2 protein-coding genes and 2 pseudogenes are annotated in these 2,388 nt (G+C 44.9%); 1 reads left to right on the top strand and 3 read right to left on the bottom strand.

All coding sequences use genetic code 11. The annotated features are described in order from the left end of the window. Positions 1-213: pseudogene (locus F6K53_RS37470) on the top strand (hypothetical protein); the annotation flags it as partial. Between the two features lie 42 nt (positions 214-255). Here the strand turns inward: F6K53_RS37470 and F6K53_RS37465 are convergent. The 3 genes and pseudogenes from F6K53_RS37465 to F6K53_RS37455 all read right to left on the bottom strand — a co-directional run. After that, a complete protein-coding gene (locus F6K53_RS37465; RefSeq protein WP_075898881.1) occupies positions 256-1,743 on the bottom strand; it encodes a hypothetical protein in 1,488 nt (495 codons plus the stop codon). A gap of 88 nt (positions 1,744-1,831) precedes the next feature. Continuing rightward, the gene (locus F6K53_RS37460; protein ID WP_293055723.1) at positions 1,832-2,170 is read right to left on the bottom strand and encodes a hypothetical protein; all 339 of its coding nucleotides are present in this window, start codon (positions 2,168-2,170) and stop codon (positions 1,832-1,834) included. Next, positions 2,158-2,388, bottom strand: a pseudogene (locus F6K53_RS37455) (hypothetical protein); the annotation flags it as partial. The pseudogene F6K53_RS37455 and the gene F6K53_RS37460, both read right to left, overlap by 13 nt.

Below are 2,388 nucleotides of genomic sequence, written 5' to 3'. Positions count from 1 at the left end.
GCGCTACGCCCAAGGCAAGAGGCAAGAGGCAAGAGGCAAAAGTTTACTATAACAGCGTTTCAGGTTTTCTCAATGTCAAACACCTTAATGGGTAGTGCTATATTAGTGTTAGACGAAGCTACCGAAGGGATTCAACCGTCGATTATTTTGGAAATTGAAACGGCTCGCGCTTTGCATCAACAGAGACTTGGAAGAAAATTTAGATGTACCTGAGGCTTACTAGCAAAAGCTATATCCGGTTCCCTTGGGTTCAACTCAATACTTTTGTTCCAAGACTGGCTGAATCTTTTGCCACAACCACTCGGGCATCGTATGGTGGTTTTCATAGACTTGAGAATAGTTTTTCTCGATTGCTGAGAAATATTGTTTTACATGCTCTTCTCCTTTTTGTCTCAACGGATTCAGAACTTCTTGCTCAAACAAATCCATTGCCCGACCTTTGACTCCCCTGAGATAGAGCTTGTAAAAATACCACTGGGTTTCCTCGGGAAGCCCTACGCACTCCCAGGCAATGTACCCGTTCAGGCCGAGCAAATCTTCCCAAATAGGTACGTTTTCTTCCATTTCCAACAGATTGTTGCCAAAAGCTTGAATGGTTTTGCTCACATCCCCATAGGCGCAAAAACCGGCAAAGACGTAACAACATTTTTCACATCTGCAACACCAAGGCTTTTGTACATTGCACGAATTTGTCCCATAAGGTAGCTGGTTGTCAAGCCCAAAGAGCAGGTCAAAGATTTTGATATCATGGATGGGTTTGGTCAGGCTTACCATATTAACTCCCTCAAACATCCGTGCTATGAGCTTGGAGATTGTCTGATGAAAGGTAAAACTTTTAGTCCATTGGTGGGCGATCGCTTCCCCTGATTCCGGCTCAATCAGATTGGGTGCATCAGCGCTCTTCTCGTGTCCCAATGCCAAAAGGGAAATACCATGTACGATTTGAACCGGTATCATAGCCATTGTGGTCAGCAGCGTTTCTCCCGCTTCCGAGCGAAAGCGATTGTTCCCGAAATAATCCTTTGCCCTCGCAATGATATTCGTTCTGCTTAACCGATTTTCCAGCCACGGGTAATACTGATCATAAAAGTAAACACCGTGTTTATTTGTAAATTTTAGATGGCTCGTTACCTGCTCGAACAATGTTTCTTGGCCCACATCCTCCCCATAAATATCGTGGAAGTACGTTACAATGTCGTAGTTAATCCCGGCAGCTTCCAAAATCCGGCTGCACAACAGACTGTCTTTACCCGAGCCAGACCCTAAAATAATCTTTGCTTTACCGTCAACCTTGGCAGCGGACCACAGTGGATAACTTGCGTCTTTCCCTAGTTCTGAAGCTGTGACTACAAACTCGGGAAACTTGTAACTCAATTGTCCCACTTGATAGCGATGCTGACTCCAGTGTCCAACCATGACAACCTTGAGGAATTCCAGCAGTTCCTGATCTATGTAGCGACTGTACGTTGTAAAATTTAATCGTCTCGGAAGTAACGGACCAAATCGCACAGAGCAAATCACTGCTAGAACCACTGCAAAACGTTTAGTTTCTTCTGGCGACTTTAAGGCTGGATCGGTAAACTCGACGGAATTGTAACGGATGGAACAGCGAATATTTTCGCCCTCAATGCTATAGATAAACTCGATTGTATCTTTGCCAACCAACACCTCCTCTAAGGCAATTTCTTCTACAAAGAAGTCATTGAATTGGTCACAATCTATCCGACTCTTTTGTGCTAGCATTATTGCTCCATTTTTAGTGTTATCAAATCCCTTTAAGTCTACCGCTCGGTCGCAACCGACCGAGACTTTTGCTATTCGATAGCTAGCTTTATAGGATACTAGACCGCTTACGCCCGATGATGGCTACATACTCTAGGGGACGTCCATCGGTATAAAATCGGTGTCGGTAGGGTTGTATCTGAACTACCTCAAAAATGTTTGTATCTGTTACCCAAGGGTGCTGCTGCTGAAATCCCGTCTCAGTATCATCTTTCCAGAAATACTGAGCTACGTTGAAGGCAATCCATCCATCAGGGGCAGTCTGGTTATATACTACACTCAAAGCATCCGCCGAAACATGACCATTACTCAGAGCGGAGCAACAAATCAGGCAGTTAAACCCTCGACGACTTAATGCCTCCTTAGTGGTTTCGGTTAAATTAGCCAAATCCCCCACATGGTAATCCTCGTAAACCCCAGGATACTGACGTTGAGCAGCTTCTGCTGCTTGGGGAATAATGTCCCCACAATTGATTTGACCCCCAAGTCAGCTAGAGTTTTGGCAACCAAGCCACTTCCTGCACCCATATCTAGCACCACCATATCTTCAACCGTGCCGCCAGCTTGGGTAAATTGTTCAACCAGTAAAGAAGTCAGCACAATATG

Origin of the sequence: Moorena sp. SIO4A1 (genome assembly GCF_010672065.1) — a bacterium.
GTDB lineage: Bacteria > Cyanobacteriota > Cyanobacteriia > Cyanobacteriales > Coleofasciculaceae > Moorena.
This window is presented reverse-complemented; position numbering and strand designations above follow the sequence as displayed.